Source organism: Psychrobacillus faecigallinarum (assembly GCF_014836595.1).
GTDB classification, from domain to species: Bacteria; Bacillota; Bacilli; order Bacillales_A; family Planococcaceae; genus Psychrobacillus; species Psychrobacillus faecigallinarum.
The window spans coordinates 39646-56070 of record NZ_JACSQO010000001.1; the positions used below are offsets into that span (position 1 = coordinate 39646).

Annotated in this window: 17 protein-coding genes and 1 pseudogene; 5 read left to right on the plus strand and 13 right to left on the minus strand. The window is 31.5% G+C overall.

Annotated features, from left to right (window positions below):
* Positions 1-1204: 1204 nt before the first annotated feature.
* Positions 1205-1645, minus strand: a complete 441-nt coding sequence (locus H9650_RS00260) for a hypothetical protein (protein ID WP_144538199.1) — start codon at positions 1643-1645, stop codon at positions 1205-1207.
* Between the two features lie 175 nt (positions 1646-1820).
* Complete coding sequence (locus tag H9650_RS00265; RefSeq protein ID WP_191696320.1) at positions 1821-2303, minus strand: hypothetical protein; 483 nt, start codon at positions 2301-2303, stop codon at positions 1821-1823.
* A 353-nt stretch (positions 2304-2656) separates the two neighbouring features.
* On the opposite strand from H9650_RS00265, the gene H9650_RS00270 reads away from it, so the two are divergent.
* Positions 2657-3196, plus strand: coding sequence for a GNAT family N-acetyltransferase (locus tag H9650_RS00270; protein ID WP_191696321.1), 540 nt, complete (start codon positions 2657-2659; stop codon positions 3194-3196).
* A gap of 423 nt (positions 3197-3619) precedes the next feature.
* Here H9650_RS00270 and H9650_RS00275 read toward each other — a convergent pair whose 3' ends face one another.
* From H9650_RS00275 to H9650_RS00285, 3 genes are all read right to left on the minus strand, one after another.
* On the minus strand, positions 3620-4360 hold the full coding sequence (locus H9650_RS00275; RefSeq protein ID WP_144538196.1) for a CPBP family intramembrane glutamic endopeptidase: 741 nt from the start codon (positions 4358-4360) through the stop codon (positions 3620-3622).
* A gap of 194 nt (positions 4361-4554) precedes the next feature.
* Positions 4555-4695 (minus strand): hypothetical protein, encoded by a 141-nt coding sequence (locus H9650_RS00280; RefSeq protein ID WP_186318140.1) that lies wholly within the window; start codon positions 4693-4695, stop codon positions 4555-4557.
* A 197-nt stretch (positions 4696-4892) separates the two neighbouring features.
* Positions 4893-5177 (minus strand): hypothetical protein, encoded by a 285-nt coding sequence (locus H9650_RS00285; RefSeq protein WP_191696322.1) that lies wholly within the window; start codon positions 5175-5177, stop codon positions 4893-4895.
* Between the two features lie 316 nt (positions 5178-5493).
* On the opposite strand from H9650_RS00285, the gene H9650_RS00290 reads away from it, so the two are divergent.
* From H9650_RS00290 to H9650_RS00300, 3 genes are read left to right on the plus strand one after another with little or no spacing between them, the layout of a single operon-like run.
* A complete protein-coding gene (locus tag H9650_RS00290) occupies positions 5494-7017 on the plus strand; it encodes a spore germination protein (RefSeq protein WP_144538194.1) in 1524 nt (507 codons plus the stop codon).
* A gap of 4 nt (positions 7018-7021) precedes the next feature.
* Positions 7022-8134 carry a GerAB/ArcD/ProY family transporter gene (locus H9650_RS00295; RefSeq protein WP_144538193.1) on the plus strand — a complete coding sequence of 371 codons (1113 nt, stop codon included), beginning with the start codon at positions 7022-7024 and terminating at the stop codon, positions 8132-8134.
* The gene (locus H9650_RS00300) at positions 8131-9258 is read left to right on the plus strand and encodes a Ger(x)C family spore germination protein (RefSeq protein WP_191696323.1); all 1128 of its coding nucleotides are present in this window, start codon (positions 8131-8133) and stop codon (positions 9256-9258) included. Before H9650_RS00295 ends, H9650_RS00300 begins: the two co-directional genes overlap by 4 nt.
* 14 nt (positions 9259-9272) lie before the next feature.
* Here the strand turns inward: H9650_RS00300 and H9650_RS00305 are convergent, their stop codons facing one another.
* The 3 genes from H9650_RS00305 to H9650_RS00315 all read right to left on the minus strand — a co-directional run bounded on the left by H9650_RS00305 (position 9273) and on the right by H9650_RS00315 (position 11801).
* The gene (locus H9650_RS00305; protein ID WP_225215842.1) at positions 9273-10217 is read right to left on the minus strand and encodes a nucleoside hydrolase; all 945 of its coding nucleotides are present in this window, start codon (positions 10215-10217) and stop codon (positions 9273-9275) included.
* 151 nt (positions 10218-10368) lie between these two features.
* Positions 10369-10830, minus strand: a complete 462-nt coding sequence (locus H9650_RS00310) for a GNAT family N-acetyltransferase (RefSeq protein WP_191696325.1) — start codon at positions 10828-10830, stop codon at positions 10369-10371.
* A gap of 131 nt (positions 10831-10961) precedes the next feature.
* Positions 10962-11801 carry a MerR family transcriptional regulator gene (locus H9650_RS00315; RefSeq protein WP_191696326.1) on the minus strand — a complete coding sequence of 280 codons (840 nt, stop codon included), beginning with the start codon at positions 11799-11801 and terminating at the stop codon, positions 10962-10964.
* A 759-nt stretch (positions 11802-12560) separates the two neighbouring features.
* Between H9650_RS00315 and H9650_RS00320 the strand changes: the two genes are divergently transcribed.
* The gene (locus H9650_RS00320) at positions 12561-13634 is read left to right on the plus strand and encodes a hypothetical protein (protein WP_191696327.1); all 1074 of its coding nucleotides are present in this window, start codon (positions 12561-12563) and stop codon (positions 13632-13634) included.
* Positions 13635-13879: 245 nt separating this feature from the next.
* Here the strand turns inward: H9650_RS00320 and H9650_RS00325 are convergent, their stop codons facing one another.
* The 5 genes and pseudogenes from H9650_RS00325 to H9650_RS00340 form a co-directional block, all read right to left on the minus strand.
* Complete coding sequence (locus tag H9650_RS00325) at positions 13880-14092, minus strand: DUF4275 family protein (protein ID WP_191696679.1); 213 nt, start codon at positions 14090-14092, stop codon at positions 13880-13882.
* Between the two features lie 176 nt (positions 14093-14268).
* Positions 14269-14736 carry a hypothetical protein gene (locus H9650_RS00330; protein WP_191696328.1) on the minus strand — a complete coding sequence of 156 codons (468 nt, stop codon included), beginning with the start codon at positions 14734-14736 and terminating at the stop codon, positions 14269-14271.
* A 261-nt stretch (positions 14737-14997) separates the two neighbouring features.
* Positions 14998-15141 (minus strand): annotated as a pseudogene (locus tag H9650_RS20330) (SMI1/KNR4 family protein); the annotation flags it as partial.
* Between the two features lie 415 nt (positions 15142-15556).
* A complete protein-coding gene (locus H9650_RS00335) occupies positions 15557-15808 on the minus strand; it encodes a hypothetical protein (RefSeq protein WP_151110374.1) in 252 nt (83 codons plus the stop codon).
* 13 nt (positions 15809-15821) lie between these two features.
* Positions 15822-16118 carry a hypothetical protein gene (locus H9650_RS00340; RefSeq protein WP_225215843.1) on the minus strand — a complete coding sequence of 99 codons (297 nt, stop codon included), beginning with the start codon at positions 16116-16118 and terminating at the stop codon, positions 15822-15824.
* Positions 16119-16425 lie beyond the last annotated feature (307 nt).

Here is a 16425-nt window from a genome sequence, read left to right on the forward strand (position 1 = left end):
TTTCAGTTAATCCCAATTTATCTGTTTCATTTACTAACTCTGTGAGATTATTTAGGCATCTCCTACAAATATATATTTAAATTTCATGTCTTTCTCAAATGACATATGAATTAATACGTATCTATCACTGTATGGACTAGAAATAAAAATAGCTTATATCCATTCCATCTGTACCTATAATAAAATTCGCAATATACATGTAATTTGAAGCCAATTCAATTGGAAATGGTTGATTGTTTTGTGGAACACCAAAATCTATTGCATCATCTTTAATTTCAAATTCAACACTATATTCCCTCTTCAATTCTTCAAATTTGCCTTCTGAGATAAGTCGTATTATATTCCTAGCCTCACGATCAGTTTCCTGTAAGGTCGTTCTATAGTCAGTGGGTGGAACTAGTTTATATGTCTAAATCTCGTCTTTCAAATCCTTAATTGCTTTTTGTTGCTCTTGTATTACCTTTTGATTCTCATCAAGCTGTTCTCATATTTATTAGTTAATTGACCTATTTCCTCTTTATCTGAGTATCCTCCAACTACTAATAATTTAATAAATAGTAAGCACAATTTTTTCATTTAAATATCCCTCCTATAATGTTGACACATCAAATGAATTTACTTAATGATTTCATAAATTTTACGAAATACAACTTATTTTAAACAAAACTATAAGACTTCCTACTAGTACACAACTCACTAAATGAATAAAGTACACCAACTTTTAAAATTAAAAATAGCACTGCTTGGACTTTGTAATTCATTGTCGAAAATAAAGATAAAAGCTTTTTGAAACATAATATCTTATAAAGGATTTAGCATTGTGGATATACAAATTCATCCCAAACGATTGGGCAAGGTTCTGCCGAATCTCTGCAACTTTGGAATCCTTTTGTGCAAGGTTTGAACTAATCTCCGCAAGGTTTACGCTCGTCTCCGCAAGGTCTGCAAGTTTCTACGGATTCTCTGCAACATTGGATTCCTTTTGCGCAAGGTTAGAACCATCTTTGCAATGTTTATCCTCGTCTCCGCAAGGTTTGAATACACATATTATTATCGCGAGTATTGGATTAAAAAAATTCCTAATTCTGCAAAGTGAATCACAACGTTCATTCCCTTCCATTTTCTTAAGGCACTAAAGCATTTTAATATTAATGCTGGTCATACTTAACAAAAGCACATCGATTTTAAGAAACTTCACAACTTTTTATTTAACATCGATATCAAAAACTAAAGTAGTTTCACCATTTTTCCATTTTCCTACTACTTCATATATATAGTAGCCTTCCTCTGTTGGAACCATCAATATATTCTCGTTTAATTTGACTTCCTCAATAAGCCCATTTTCATTCCACTGATGAACGGTGATATGAGATGCTTTATCTTCAAGTAAGATCTCTATTTTACTCTCCTTAGCGACAGCTAAAGTATCAAATTGATCTGCTGCCTCCATTGGAGAAAAAGGGTCCAATTTATTTATTTCTACCTCTTCATCCTTGTAATTATAGTATCCATGTATCAAATTATAGTGTTTATCATCAAATATTATTATTCCTTCTAAATACCTTGAACTTGCTTCATCTACCGCATTTTGAGTACATCCCATAAGAACTACCGACGCTAACAATAACAGAAAAAATCTTCTCATTTGAATTCTCCTAATTATTTATTTTCATTGTAGAAAAACATTTTACCTTCTTCAGCAAACACGACACATTATTTTAAATAGAAAATTATACCATTTATATTATTGTACATGAAAAAGTATATAAAAAAAGCCCCACCCACGTTTCAAGTGAGCAGGACTATTTGTTACTATCATTCTACTTCATTATTTCCGGGCCGAATTTGGACCAATCGTTATAACCTTTCCACTCATACTCTAACAATCCATTTTTGTCTATGCCAATAACATTTATAATAACAACAACTTTGTAAGGTTTTTTATAATACATATATGCTAAACTATCTACTTTTTTTTCACCATTATTAATACAATAATTCAAATATAAACTTACATCACTAAATTTTATCTCCTTACTACTCCCACTCAATTTTATAGTTTCCCCTGGTTTTAAGTCCTTTATTGTTCCTACTTCAATATCGTCAGTATATAAAAAATTAAGTTCAGGCAAAGTCTGATTACTCATATTATTTACCTCTATAGTAACTCCTCTATCATATTTTTTATACTCGTCTGGTGAATCATCATAAAAGAATAATAAATATATAAACATTAAAAATATAGATATTAAAAATATAGATATTACAGACATTATTAGTATTATTAATTTGTGGGATTTCAAAAAAACACCTCTTCTATTAAACACATTATATTATTAGTTTATATAAGTAAGTAAATATTTTACATACTAACTCCATGCACAAATAAACTAATTTATTTACTTTATTTAATAAGATTGGTGGATCGCGACTCTCTTTAAATACTCGTAGTCTGTCTTTGAATTACTTCATTCGCATTTTCTAGCTTTGTTATAGCAGCTAAAGATTTTAATTCTCCTATAAATAAATCAACTAAACCAAACATTTAAGTGACTAATTCATAACAACTAAAAAAGCTTATCAATTAATTAGTCTTACTTCTTTTTCCATTATGGTATAATTTATTTTGTTTATTTCTTACAGAAAGGAAGATTAGATGTCAAAACCTTTAAATGTATATATACGTCCATTTATACTCTCAGATGCTGAAGAATTACTAAATTTAGAAAAGAGAAATCGAGCTTTTCAACAAAACTATTCTGTATCACTTCCAGAAAATTACTGGACTATAGAAACTCAAAAAGAATTAATTGAAAAATGGGCAGAAAATATAAAAAAGGATATCGGATATCAATTTGGTATATTTAAAATCGACGGTGATGTTCTTATTGGATCTATCTCATTATTTCAAGTTTTCCGTGGGCCACGTCAGAGCGCACTTTTGGGCTATTCCTTAGACCAAGAACATAATGGTAGAGGTTACACTACAGAAGCTACTAATCTGGTTATAGAATACGCTTTTGAAAAACTAAACTTACATCGAATAGAAGCTGGTGTAATGCCGGACAACATTGGTTCTATTCGTGTTTTAGAAAAAGCTGGTTTCCACAATGAAGGATTAGCAAAAAAAAGTGTTGAAATAAACGGAAGCTGGGAAGACCATCAAATGTATGCAATATTAAATCCTAAACACTAGCATTTGTTATCTGAGTAAATAAGAGAAGCTCGCCTACGAATTTTTATTTATAATGATATTGAATATTATCAAGTCTCATTGTTTTACTGGACGTGGGGCAGTCTTTTCAGTTATTTCTATTACTTTAGTTTTTGAAGATAGTATTTTATCCTTAATCTAAGTTATTGCTCCAAAGTTTTCTACTGTTCTCTCTTTAGCATTGTCCTAAATTGTACTCCTCATCACCCAGGTGTAAGTCGTTTAGGACTTAATGCGTATTTGCAGTGCCCACCCTGAGATACTGTTACCGCATAATTATTAATGATAGTATAACGAGATTTGCCTTCTAAACACCACAAAAACCCCGAAAGGTCCACTTTTCATGTGTCCACTATTTGAGGTTCAGTTTAGAGATTAGTGTATGTGCTAAATATTATTTATAATTCATTCACTAATGAGGGCAAATTTTGTTTCTAATTTTTTACGCATAGATAATGCTAACGAAATAGCAGTTACAACTAAAATAATAATTACTGTCGTATCAAGAATTGCACTGGATCCTCCGCTACCTAGAAATTGAATTAGATTATGAAGGCTATGAAACAGAATTAACGGATAAATATTTCTTGTTCTAATAAATAATTGCGCTAGCACAATACCTATTAATAAAGAATATACCAATTGAAGTCCAGTTTGCCCCATACTCTGTCCAGATAACAAGTTAAGCATGTGTGTGACAGAAAATAAGATACTCGAAGTCAGAATAGCTGGAAGGATACCAAGTGGTAGTAATATTTTAATCATTATTCCTCTGTAAATACTTTCTTCCACAAAGCCAACTAAAATAGCAAAGCCAACATAGAAAATAATTGTTTTAAGAGGTTGAGAACTAAAGCCTTGTAAACATAATACGATCAAAATAACAAGTAGTGGTAAATAGGGTATCCAATTTGTTCTTGTCAGTTCTCGTTTGAAACCAAAATAAGTCCACTTTCTCTTCCATGTAAAATAAATAATTAACACTAGTGCTGTTGGTATAAACGATATTAATATCGGAGAATTGTAACTTAATTGCTTTATTGTTGCGATTGCACCCGCTATAAAAACCACTAGTAAAAAACTGACCTCAATCAGAATGATACTTTTTATAGGGTGTTTTTTAGAAAAACTTAACTTATTATCCATTGCACATCTTTCCTCCTAATAATATCTTCTTGCCAACCAAATGCAGAACTAAAAATAAATATTATACTTTAAAATTCAATATGATAAACTCTTCAACCTTTTCAAATCAATCCCCCTTTTTTTTCATTAGATATGAAAATCATATTCGTTAAACTGTCGCAAGTAGTCCAATTACTTAATAATATTTATGATTTCTAAAGTAGTTTTAGTATTTTATGAGCTAACCGCCTAGAAATTTTGACGACTTCTATACTATCAATGACTTCATGTATAATTTTCTGAAGCTCAGCGATTTCCACTAACATTCTACTTCTATACTTTTCCATATTTATCATTGTATTCCCTCCTTGTCTCTAAAAAGAGTAGTAATATGATCAAATTATTAATACTACCTTTCATGCAAATAAAAAAAGCATCATTTCTGATGCCTCGGTTAACTTACTCTTAATGCAAAAAAACCCCAAGTTAGATTTAGATGTCACATAACCAAATTATGGGCTCACTACATCCGCAAAGGTTTTAATTTTTTTAATTAAAGTATCGTTTGAATCTTAATTTCTTCTCTTTTATTTTTAAGTAAATCAGCTATACTTTCACCTTTTATTTTTATATCCTCCAACTTACTTACATCTTTTATAGCAAAATACTCACTTAATCTTGTTTTACCACACCATAACGCTCGACCTTCTTTAGCAGAATGAGAAATAAAATACTCTTTATCTTTGTAAATAAATTCGATTTCTCTACCCTCTTCTAAAAAAGCTAAGAGTTTTTCATAACTTATTATATTATTAACCGGATTATCATAATTATCCATTAGCTTCAACCCCATTCATTGCACTTCTAACCCCATTAGTCCAAGTTTATCTATACTCCCGACTTCCGATATCAACCATCAAATACTACCAAATACCCAAATCTCGTTCCTATAGCCTGGAGATAGATAACCTACCCCACTAAACTTCAATTCACATTGAGAAAGTGGGCTTTTATCTAATTTAAATAACATCTTGGTTTGATAGTAGATAAATACTTAGTTAAAAGTTAAAGAAAATTACCACATAAGTATAAATAATACCTCTATAACCTATTCTAAATATGAAGTCTAGAATAGGAGGAGGACAATACACGATATGAAATTTAAACTGTCTTTCTTTAAAAATCTTCCTTCAGTCAAAAAAGGGAAAGAAACAGAATCCACGCAAAAAACTATTTCTGCCTCAAACAGTTTATTTATAAAAGAAATAAGGGAGTTAACAAACAATCCATCAGATTTGATTGTAAGAGACATTACTCCTAATCTCGTTATTATTTATATTGATAATCTTGTGGATGGACAGACCTTAAATGAGCATATCCTGCGAGAGTTGCAACAAAAAAGTTATGATTCTCCAGAGTGCATTAAAGCTAATCTATCCATACCTGAAATAGACTTGTCAGATCTCCTAGATGAAGCAATTCAATCAATGGTAAATGGAACAGTATTGATTCATGTGGAAGGGAACTCTCAAGTTGTTCTAGCAAGCATCTCTAAAAATGAGTCGCGTAGTTTGTCGGCACCGGAAAACGAATCTCAAGTAATTGGCTCTCAGGTTGGGTTCAATGAGAGCATTTCAACAAATATTTCTCTTGTACGTAGATACATAATAAGTCCCGATCTAAGTTTAGAAAAATTCAAAGTTGGCAAACTAACAAACACATCAGTTACTTTATTGTACATGAACGGAATCGCCTCAGAAGAAATAGTCAGCTCGTTAAGACAGAGAATTACGAGCCTCAAACTTGATGCATTGATAGATAGTGCCGCTCTTACACAAATGATTGATGATAACTCTATGTCAATCTTTCCTCAGTTTCTTCTTACTGAGAGACCTGATAGGTTTTGCGATTCCCTATTAAACGGAAAAGTGGGAGTAATTGTTGATGGTAGTTCCATGGCAATCATTTGTCCCCAATCGTTTATAGAATTTTTTCAAAGTAGAGAGGATCAAAATCTTAGATGGCAAATAGCAACCTTTCTTCGATTATTAAGGTTTAGTGCTGTTGTATTATCTATTTTTTTGACACCCATATACGTTGCTGCATTGACTTTTCATTATGAAGTTATACCGCAAGCATTTTTAGTACCACTTAGTGAATCAAGGGCTTTGGTGCCCTTCCCCCCAGTATTTGAAGCATTATTGTTAGAAATCATTATTGAATTATTACGAGAGGCCGGCGGTCGATTGCCGACAAAGATCGGCCAAACTATTGGTATCGTTGGAGGTATTGTAATTGGAACTGCAGCTGTGCAAGCGGGAATTACCAGCAATATATTAATAATTATTATTGCTTTAAGTGCATTAGCCTCTTTTACAACTCCTAGTTACATGATGGGAAATGTAATTAGAGTCCTTAGATTTCCAATCATAATTTTAGCAGGATTCTGGGGATTTTTTGGCGTTATGCTTGCTTTTTGTTTTATCCTTATTCATCTTTTAAGACAATCCAGTATGGGGACTCCTTATACCGCTCCATTTTATCCTCCTCGTCTAAAAGACTGGAGTAATAGTATTATCAGAATGCCTTTACCATTAACAAGCAAAAGACCTACCAGTACTAAAGCAAAAAATAAGAAAAAATATGATACAGAGCCTATAAAACCTGAAAAAAGGTGAAATAATGAAAAGTTCCATAAAAATTAGCCAAAATGAAATGCTTAATGCTTTTTTACTTTTCTTTGTGATTCATAGTGCTCAAATAGGTGTTGGGGTACAAGGATTTCAGCGTGTTGTGTATCAAGATGCTAAACATGACGCTTGGATCTCAATAATTATTGCAGGACTTGCCACACATATTGTTGTTTTTTTTATGATAAAAACTTTAGAGTTATACGGTTCCGATGACCTATATGGTATCCATCAAGATGTGTATGGAAAATTGATAGGAAGTTTATTGAATGCTACCTATCTTATATATTGTAGCTTTGCCTTCTTTTCTATATTACGCAACTACATTGAAGTAATCCAAACATGGATATTCCCCGGTTTAAGTACATGGTTTATTTCTTCTTCATTGTTGTTAATCGTGATTTATGCTTTTACAGGTGGGCTCCGTGTAATTGTGGGGGTTTCTTTTTTTAGCGTTATATTGTCTTTGTGGCTACTTCCAATTTTAACAATTCCTCTTGAATATTCAACAGCTGCTAACCTCTTGCCTATTTTAGAAACTAAAATAAGCTCTATTTTAAAAGGAGCTCATTCTATGACTTTCACTATTATTGGCTTCGAAATTCTTTATAGTATTTACCCTTACATAAAGGAAAAAGAAAAGGTGAAGAAGCATGCCCACCTGGCTTTATTAGCTACTACATTGGTGTATCTTTCTATTATGTTGATTTCGATTACTTATTATAGTGAAGGAAAGTTACTTAAAACAGTTTGGGCGACTTTAACCTTATTTAGCTTCATAAGTTTTCCGTTTGTTGAAAGGTTTGAGTATGTTGCTGTTTGTTACTGGATGCTGATTATTATACCAAACCTATGTTTTTACGTTTGGGCAGCTTATAGAGCGACAACACGAATAGTAAAAATTAGCGGGAATAAATTCGTATGGCTATTCTCTTTTGTTGCTTTAATAGGTACTTTAGTTGTTCAAAGCAGAACTCAAATCAATACCTTTAACAACGAATTTGCCAAATATGCTTTTTATATTGTCTTTGTCTATCCTATTTTCTTATACTTAATCGCTGTGGTGAAAAAGAAATTCACAACTAAAAAGGAGCAGGAAGAATGAAAAAGTTGAGCTTCTATTTAATAACACTTTTTCTATGCATTATTTTGGCCGGGTGTGCAGAGACAAATATTCTTGATAGAATCGGATTAACCACTTTAGTTGGCTATGATATCGGTAGTGAAGAAGAAAATATTAAAACTACAGCAGTTATTCGTGAAGTGAGTCCAGAATTTCAAAGTAATGTGGAGGTTGTCACGGCAGAGGAAGCAACAAGTAAAGGCGCTCGTGTAAAAACAAATCGAAAGCTCTCTAAAAAAATTATGGTAGGACAGATGAGAGTTATTCTTTTCAGCGAAGAGATAGCTAAGGATGATATTCATTACTTTATTGATGCCCATTTAGAAAACGCTAGTGTTAGCAATGGGGTCTACATGGCAGTTGTTGAAGGGCCAATGTCATCCTTACTTGAATATAAATATGAAAACATTGAAGATATTGGACAACATATATACAGGTTATTAGAACAAAACATTGAATCTGAATACATGATTTCATCAACCCTTCATGTAGTAGCGCGTGATTATTACTCGGCTGGCAGAAACATTGTTATGCCAATTATTAAAAGAGATGAAGAATTTGTTGAAATATCTGGCATTGCCTTTTTCAAAGATGGTAATATGTCAGGCAGGCTTTCCGCTGAAGATAGTTTTTTTGTAAAAATAATCAGAGATAATTATAAGCATGGAAACTTTCAAACCAAGCTAAAAGAAGAAGATATCTCCCCTTCATTAATGAAAAATTCTTTTGATGAGATTCCTTTAGCATTTGATACCGTAAAGACCGACAGAAAATTGAAATTAGTCAATTCGACAACTCCTGAATTCGACTTAAACATTACCATTAAGGGAAGGTTATTGGAGCTTCGATCAGACATCGATGTAGGCAACCCCAAAATAGTAGAAGAGCTTGAAAAAGGTATTAGTAAGAACCTAAAAAAAGAAATATCAAGAGTAATTTCTATCGGACAAAAATATGAATCCGATGTTTTTGGATTTGGTGAATCGTATAGAAGCTCAGTAAGAAATTCCAAGCTTACCCCTGAAAAGTGGCATGAGTTGTTTAAAACTATGAAAGTAAATGTAAAAGTTGATTTTAAACTAGTGAGAAATGGCGTATTCGAATAAATGAACAATTTAATTCAAATTGTATTATACTCTTCTTGTTTACCTGACATGATTAAGAGAAAGTGATTAAAAAAGTTTCGATAGTTTAAATCTAGTGCTACGCGATGTTTTCTTTTGTCACTAAAGCTTGTATCCAATATACTTTGTCCTCTTGAAGCAATTTCTAAACGTTTTTCAATTTGTATTGAATACGAGAAAAACGAAAAAAATTCTGGGTGTGTGAATGCCATAAGGGTCAATACGTCATGTACGGGACTTCCTTTAAGATGAGGATCTCGCGTCATATAAACCCTGTTATAGAACTTCAAAAGTGGTTTGAGAACTCTGCTTTTATCAAAGTAGTCTATATAATTAATCATTTGTGGCGTTATGATAGCTTTACTAGTTGCGTTTAATGGGAGCACCGTAGTGTTTTGAGCATTAGAAAGAACGATTTCTACAGCTAAAGGATCAGCATGAAAATTAGCCTCTGCGTAAGATGTTACATTACCCGGAACATAAAATGCGCCACCCATTATATAGTATTCCTTCACTTTCTTCATTAGGCAATTGTTAAGAATAAACAACGTAGCAAGTGAAGTAAGGCGTCCCATATTAACGATTATTAACTCATTTTCATATTTTTCTATCAACTGCTCTATTTCTAAAAATTGACCTACAGAAATTCCTTGAACTTGATTTGGCGTTATGGGACCAAGACCATGCGGACCGTGTATTTCAGGATAGTAAGATGGCTGTTCCCCGGTCAAAGGGAATTCCGCTCCACGAATGATAGGGATATCCTTGGAAAGATTAAAAACTTGAAATAAATACTGACTGTTTATTAACGCTTTTTGTCTGGATACATTACCATAATCTACAACTACACCAATAATTTCAATATCCTTATTTAAATGAGCGTAATATAATGCAATAGAATCATCGATTCCCATATCAGTAAATATTAGTACCTTCTTCATCATTAAAACCCTCCGTATTATTTTTCATTTACTTATATTACGAAGAAAAGAGGGATATGTCACAAACACGATCCAAAAATGCTCAACAGTCATAACTGTGACTGGTGAGCATTTTCTAAAGTAATTCTTCTTAGAGAAGTGAATCGAGGAATTACCATTGCATATTTTTCAAATTCAATACCATTACTTTTTCTCCTTGTACATCAAGTTCTCCATTAAATTTAAAACCAAACTTTTCATACATTTTAATTGCTACAAGGTTATTTTCATAAACACTTAAATAAATTCGCTCACATGAATATTTATCGGCTAGAAATGAAATGAGTAACTTGAAGTAATAGCGGCCATAGCCCTTTCCTTGATAATGTTCATCGATAAAAAAGCGGTCTAGCCATACTCTCATACCATCTGGGTATTGAAATGGACCATACATCGCAAATCCTATTGGGACATTTTCTTTATATAAACCGACTGGAACAAACCTCGGATCCTCTTTTGCTTCATTTAAGCATTGAACTACCGTTTCAATAAATCCTTCCTGTTCATCTGCTATGTGTAAACCTAAAATTTCTTGCTTATTTGAATCTGTAATGTCACGAATTTCTGTGAACATAATGTCAAAACCCTTCTTTTATATTGCCTTCCCCTTAAACTTAAACTATTCGGTAACCGTATAGTCAAGGAAACTCTTATATTTTCCACTTAAACAAAAGGTGTCCTGTTGAATTCACAACAAGACACCTGCTAATTTTGTTTTTGTTTTTCTATTAATTGTAAACATATTTTAGTCACCTGCACTTTTTTCTCACCGAAAAATATGCCATCAAATACGTATTCCTCATATGCATTAGACCCTATATCATAGCCATTTTGCTCAGCAGCTTCTTTTAAGCCTGCATAAGTTTCTTCAGCTGTATCACCAATCTGATATCCAATCACATAATAGCCACCTGGCCGTTTATGAATATTGTCCTCTTTTGTATATTCACTCACTTTCATATAGACATGACTATAATGATAAAAATCTTTCTCTAAAATCTGTTGCTTTTGCAAAATTGCGCCTAGAGGGTAGCCCAAATCTAAATGCTTGGATTGTATGTGATGGATAAATTCCGATAATTTCGCAATGAATTTACGTTCACTTAAATTCAGTATATTTTCACTTAACATATAGCGCTCTTCATCAAGGTATTGAATAGTGATACTGACTAAATCTTTTTCAAGCGCCTGCTCTGCAAGATTGATTTTCACTTCAAGTATCTTTTGTAAGTATGTTAGTTGTTTTATTTTGTCCTCAATCTCTATTGATTTATTTTTTAAGACATTAACAGTTTCTTTAGGATTTTTTTGATGTACAAGCGTTTTAATTTCACTAAGTGGAATATCTAATTCCTTAAATAAATTAATTATATGAAATAACTCAAATTGATCATATGAATAGTAACGATAACCGTTATTCAATTTCACCTCAGGAGAAAGTAACCCAATGTCATCATAATGAAATAACGTCTGTTTCTTCACATGACAAAGTTTTGCGAATTCTCCTGTTGTAAATAATCGTTTTATTTCTGAATCGGTGTACATATTGATCCCCTATCTCTATACTTATCTTACTCGTATTAACATGTTTGAAGCTGATTTAAGATATACGAAATACTCTTCTTTGATACCCCTTGTTTATATTATAAAATTCTCCATTCCTCATTAAAGGTTATATTTCACGTAACTATATAAAAAATAAGTACCAAAACTAACAAACTTATTATCCAACTGATTAGGTGGATAAACAGATTCATACGACATTTTAATATTTGTAGAAATAAAGGAAACGCATATAAACATGAAATAAACCCAAGTATACCTAAGTCCCGGTATTCCTCTATTATTGCATGATTAAAAAAACCATCTAAACAAAATAAATGTTATTCAAAAAATAATATATAACACTTTCTATAAACTTTCATTTTATGGAACTTTCATTCTTTGTAGAATTCATTTATATCCTCCATCATACCCTAAAAAAACATTTGAAATACTAGCTTTTATATAAAAACCCTTTTTAAAAATAACTTAAACCTCTGCTCAATAGCTATTTTCCAAACTCTACGAATAGATTTTATTAAATTAATCCCTGGATTAATAGTGTATATTCTTTCTCTTTAAGCTAAGGTTTTTCTAAATACACTTATAAATTTAGGTATTATTTCCTGGTTATATCACCAGGATACTTTATACTTAAAAAATTATATTTATTGTAAATATAGTAAATATTATTTTTATATAATATACTTTATAAAGCTTATACATATAATATAAGACTATTTATCAAAATTGGAGAATATTATGAAAAAATTATTATCTATTGTAGTAGCAATTATTATTTTCGCTAGTACACAAGTACCTTTTGCCAATGCGGAAGCTACTTCAGTATCTAAAATTGAATCTTTGTTGAAGACTGCAGAGAAACATGCAGGTGAATTAAAGTGGCAAACTTCATATGAATTTACGAAGGAAATTAAAAATCCAGATATGAAAGTTTTTAACTTAACGAAAAATGCTTACTGGAAAGCTTATTTTGAAATTGAGAAGTATAATGGAAAAGACAAAGAGAAATTTGAAAATCGCTTACACAATAATACTGGTATTCACTTTTCCCGAGCTACTTCATATATTGATGCCATTACTTCTGGAAAGAAAATAGAGCGGTTAACAGATCAATACAACAACCTATATTCTTCAGACCCGACATCTAACGTAACTGTACAAAAATACCATGATTTATCAACGGAAATTCGTAAACAAGCTCAGATTCTTTATCATGTTTACGGAAAATCAACACGAGAGGCGATACTTACAAAATATAAACAGCCAGGTGTAAAAGCTCTTCAAACATCGAAATATGTAATTTCTACAAAGATTCATTTAAATAATTTAGAGAGCTTGATTGCTAATAAAGCTCCTCAATATAAAATAGAGTCAAATGTTGCTACATTTTTCAGCCTGCAGGATATGATAAAAAATGAAGAAATTGCTGGGGACCTTTATACAATTTATTATGAAATAATTAGAAAGGACTCAAACTTCTTATCACAAGAAAAAGAAATAACAGAGTTTTTTAAAACATCTACAGAATATACAAATGCAGAAAATGTTGAGCTGCTATTTGGTCTATATAGCAAAGATTATCCTGATTACTTGAATCTCAAAAAAGAAATAGAAAGTACATTCATTGACTTTGACTTACGGTATGAGACGCTAGGTATTGAAACTCATTTTATAATTGATGGTATAGCACTTGTCACTCATGATGAAGTTGAAACATACCAAGAGGAAAGCATTGCATATAGTTTTACTTATTTGCTGGAAAAAGATTCAGATGGTAATTGGAAATATCTTGATTTAATAGCAATTGACTAATTTTGGGGGAAAAATAAAAACTACAGCAAACCCTTAAAGCTTGGGGTAGCTGTAGTTTTTTTATTCAACTAACTTGTCTAGTTGAAATTATGAAATTATATGAATTAAAAATATTTTACATATAGTATTCTTTAACTTTTGGGTTGACATGGTTAATAAAAGTTATATTTTTTATTTTTTGTATACAAACCATTGAACTGTTTATGTGTAAATAACCTTCAATTCTTACTTATAAAGTAGGGACCTCATTCGGGTTCATGTGTCATGATAAAAGTCCATTCACCATTCCAATCTTCTTCCTTTTCGAGATGTTTAACCTTTTCCCAACTACATAAATGCCAAAGAAAATTATCCAGCCAGATGTCTTTTTGTTCTTCTATTGAAAGGTGGTTTGCAAAACATTCAACCCATTTCCCCCGTAAATATTTCCCCCACTTAGGTATCTCAGCTTTTTTAATTGTTTATCTCTCATATAACGAAAATCCTCTCTACCTTTCCTTGTCTTTAAAAATGTTGTTCCAACCACAAAGATTCTCATGACAAAATACAAAAGGATATTTATCTCTCTTCAAAATAAAAAGTTTATAAGGCCATGATAAGACCTTTCAACCAATGCATCTTCCTTTAATAGCCCTTATTCCCATGTAATTATAGTACATACTTCAAATTCAAACTGAAAATAATATATAACATTTCTATTTATATCGTGTAACTTGATTCTTTCCCCACTTGTTTTAGGTAAAACAAAACTTATTTTATTCATCTCTTTCAGTAAAAAAAATGTAACTGAAAATTCGTTCTCAATGAGGAATTGTTTAATTTCAATATTAAAATTTTGTTTTGTAACTTTTACTAGTTTAAAAGAATTGTTTTCTTCAATAATTTCCAAGTTTTTCAATATCTTTAAAACCGGTATACATGGAATAGATATTATTAATTTGTAATTATTGCTGTATATTAATTCTTCGAATCTATTAAAATCCTTTAAACACATTTCTTCTACTTGTTTAGGAAGTGTATCAATTTCAAAAGTTAAAGAAAATTCATTTTCAAACCTATCATCAAGTTTTCGTAGATCTAAATTAGAATATGTTCTTTTCATACTTCCTCCAAATTCCGTTTTCCCGTCTACTCCAGGAAAGAAATGTACGTACTTTATTATTTGATAATACATCTTGTAGCATTACAAAAATAAAATCTAATTTAGCATTTGTGAGCAGGATATACAGCACTGGGGAGCCTCTCACAAAAAGTAACCTTGACGTACTTTTTGCTAAACAGGGTTCTAATTATTTTGTATAGTAATTATTGTTTACTCAACGTTCTCACAAGCATCATCTAGATAAACGAAATCATTTCTTAGCTAATACCAATATTTACCTTGATTACTAATTAATCGTTCAAGTAAATCTGTAAAGGAAGTTGCAATTATTTGCGACTCCCCCACAAGACCATGACGATCCAAGAAGCTATCGTAGCATCTCCCTAATCTACCTTTTTTTAAGTTTCGTTTGATGTCCTTCAGACCGTACAAAGAGTATTTGACTTCAACTGACGGAACAACTGAATGAAAATTAATTTATGAGATTAGAATACTTTATAGTCATACGTTTTAAAGTTTTACGTACTAAATAATTTGATAATACAATATATAGGGATTATAAGAGTTCTATTAGCCTCGTATAGATAAGCAATTTATTAGGTACCTGGAGTAGATCATAAACCACCTTAAAAGGTTTTTAGCCAATTGAACTGACCTAAAAAAATGAGAAAAATAAAAATACCTTTCGTTTTTGATTCAAAACTCATTTTACTTTTAATCCCAAATATCTAAAAGTAAAAACCTTAAAAGGCAAAAGCCAATCAAGTTTCTTTCTCTGTGCTATATTTCTTGCTAAAATTTCTAAAATCATAAGCAAGTATCAAGATTCAATAGTTGTTCGATCAACAAAATTTTGATTCTCTTTAATAATCATTCTTGAAAGACGTCTTCCTGCTCTCTTAAAGAAGAATTCATCAACGAACTCTTGTGAATCAATTTGCGATAGTTGGTTGATTACTTCATTTTTTTTATCATATTCAATTCGACCCATTAAATCTTCATTCGGTCCATATTGATATACTACCCTCTCTTCATCCTCAAACTCCTTCAACATTAAAATAAAAACTGCCATGAATCTTCACTCCTCATTGTTTTTCTCCCAATTCTATGGCCTTCCAGATTTTATTGTTTGTCCTGAGCTGTTCTATCATTATCTGGAATATACTCTCAAATTTTGATTCGAAAATTTCGTCATGTAATAATTGTATATCAGAATCTACTTGTTTCCCATATATCAATCTTTGCCATACTTGAGCTAGTTCGAAGTCCGGATTAGATCTTCCAACTCCGCCATCCTTTATATGTGAGTTATTAAAAACATGATTTTTAGCACTATCATCACAATGTGGCAAGTCAACGATATCACTGATATTGTCCATCATATTGTTAACCTCACTCGTGAGAGCTTCTGTCAGGTTGCCGATCAGTGTTAGGTACTGCTCCAGCATCCTTCTAGAAACTCTTACTTTATGTATCCAGCTAGATCTGGCTCAAGTGAAACAAGCACCCAGTCAAAGTTTAGAATTTTATTTGGAGAACTTTTCTAATAAAAGTGTACAGAAATTTTCATATTCATTTGTCCCATCCTCATCATCTTGCTACCAGTTAATAACGGGACATTCATTTTTGGCTAATCCTGAAGTATCAAGACAATATCGACCAAAATTATAAACATATTATAAAAAAGCC

Coding starts and splice junctions, on each gene's coding strand:
- H9650_RS00330 (WP_191696328.1), bottom strand. CDS start 14,736: ATGAAAAGAACATATTCTAATTTAGATCTACGAAAACTTGATGATAGG.
- H9650_RS00310 (WP_191696325.1), bottom strand. CDS start 10,830: ATGTTCACAGAAATTCGTGACATTACAGATTCAAATAAGCAAGAAATT.
- H9650_RS00295 (WP_144538193.1), top strand. CDS start 7,022: ATGAAAAGTTCCATAAAAATTAGCCAAAATGAAATGCTTAATGCTTTT.
- H9650_RS00275 (WP_144538196.1), bottom strand. CDS start 4,360: ATGGATAATAAGTTAAGTTTTTCTAAAAAACACCCTATAAAAAGTATC.
- H9650_RS00320 (WP_191696327.1), top strand. CDS start 12,561: ATGAAAAAATTATTATCTATTGTAGTAGCAATTATTATTTTCGCTAGT.
- H9650_RS00300 (WP_191696323.1), top strand. CDS start 8,131: ATGAAAAAGTTGAGCTTCTATTTAATAACACTTTTTCTATGCATTATT.
- H9650_RS00270 (WP_191696321.1), top strand. CDS start 2,657: ATGTCAAAACCTTTAAATGTATATATACGTCCATTTATACTCTCAGAT.
- H9650_RS00340 (WP_225215843.1), bottom strand. CDS start 16,118: ATGATGGACAATATCAGTGATATCGTTGACTTGCCACATTGTGATGAT.
- H9650_RS00315 (WP_191696326.1), bottom strand. CDS start 11,801: ATGTACACCGATTCAGAAATAAAACGATTATTTACAACAGGAGAATTC.
- H9650_RS00260 (WP_144538199.1), bottom strand. CDS start 1,645: ATGAGAAGATTTTTTCTGTTATTGTTAGCGTCGGTAGTTCTTATGGGA.
- H9650_RS00305 (WP_225215842.1), bottom strand. CDS start 10,217: ATGAAGAAGGTACTAATATTTACTGATATGGGAATCGATGATTCTATT.
- H9650_RS00285 (WP_191696322.1), bottom strand. CDS start 5,177: ATGGATAATTATGATAATCCGGTTAATAATATAATAAGTTATGAAAAA.
- H9650_RS00335 (WP_151110374.1), bottom strand. CDS start 15,808: ATGGCAGTTTTTATTTTAATGTTGAAGGAGTTTGAGGATGAAGAGAGG.
- H9650_RS00280 (WP_186318140.1), bottom strand. CDS start 4,695: ATGATAAATATGGAAAAGTATAGAAGTAGAATGTTAGTGGAAATCGCT.
- H9650_RS00290 (WP_144538194.1), top strand. CDS start 5,494: ATGAAATTTAAACTGTCTTTCTTTAAAAATCTTCCTTCAGTCAAAAAA.